Raw genomic sequence first — 1,294 nt, 5'->3', positions numbered from 1 at the left:
GACCCGGCCCCCACGTCCGCACCGCCCACCCCGTCGTCGACGACCTGCAGCATCAGCCGGTTCTCGACCTTCCACACATCCACGGTCACCCGTGACGCCCCCGCGTGCTTGCTGACGTTCTGCAACAGCTCGGACACGGTGAAGTACGCGATGCCCTCGATCGCCGGCACCGGCCGTGCCGGCAGGTCCACGTCCACCACCACCGGCACCGCGCACCGCGAGGCGACCGCAGACAGCGCCGCGTCGAGCCCCCGGTCGGTCAGCACCGCCGGATGGATCCCCCTGGCCAGGTCCCGCAGCTCCTGCAGCGCCGTCTTGACCTCCCCGTGCGCCGAGTCGACCATCACCGCCGCCGCCCGGGGGTCCTCCGCCAGCTTCTCCTTCGCCAGCCCCAGATCCATCGCCAGCGCCACCAGCCGGGCCTGCGCCCCGTCATGCAGATCCCGCTCGATCCGCCGCAGATCGGCCGCCGCCGTGTCGACCACGACCCCCCGGTCCGACTCCAGCTCGACGACCCGCGCCCCCAGCCGCGACGGCCCCAGCAGCGTCACCACCAAGCCCCGGTCGACCATGGTCAGGCCCCGCACGATCCACGGCGTGGCCATCGTGAAGAGCAGCCCCACCAGCGCGGTCACGGTCACCTCGAACGGGTTGTCCAGATACACGGAGTGCGTCTCGTCCCCGTACAACTGCAACCCGTCCTGCCCGGCCCACACGGGAAACACCCAGAACCACAGCGGATACGTCAGCAGCGCCCACCCGTACGTCCAGAAGGTCACCGCCACCACGAAGGAGAACACCGACCACGGGAACTGCACGACCGCGTACAGCAACTGCCGCCACGACGCCCCACTGCGCAGTACGGCGCCCATCCACGCCATCGCCCCGCGCCCCCTCGGCCGCAGCGGCTCCGGCGCGGCCACGTCCACCCCGAGCAACGCCCGCGCCCGCGCCCGCTCCAGCGCGCCGAACCCCCGGCACCCGGCCAGCCCCGCCGCCAGCACCGGCACCCCGAGGAACGTGATCAGCAGCCCCGCCCCGACCGACACCATCGTGACGGCGTACGTGAAGAGCAGGATCCCGACCGGCAGCCCCAGCAGCACGTACCCGAACTCCCGCCAGCTGCGCGCCTCGAACGGCGCCCGCAACCCGGCCGGCACCCGCCGCCGCTCCTCGCCCCAACTTCCGTACCCGTCCCCGTACTCCGTGGCCATCACCGTCGCCCGCCTCCGCAGATCCCGCACTCCCGATGTCGTACCCCCACCCTCCTGTCCCCGGCCCACCGCAACCATGG

1 protein-coding gene is annotated in these 1,294 nt (G+C 72.6%); it reads right to left on the bottom strand.

The genetic code is table 11. The features are described 5' to 3' along the window. A partial coding sequence (locus P1P70_RS44760) for a sensor histidine kinase (protein WP_319248258.1) occupies positions 1–1,214 on the bottom strand: 1,214 nt, incomplete at its 3' end. Positions 1,215–1,294 lie beyond the last annotated feature (80 nt).

This window comes from Streptomyces sp. MB09-02B (assembly GCF_033794485.1).
GTDB lineage: Bacteria > Actinomycetota > Actinomycetes > Streptomycetales > Streptomycetaceae > Streptomyces.
The sequence above is the reverse complement of the archived record's forward strand: the minus strand, read 5'-3'. Positions and strand labels throughout refer to the sequence as shown.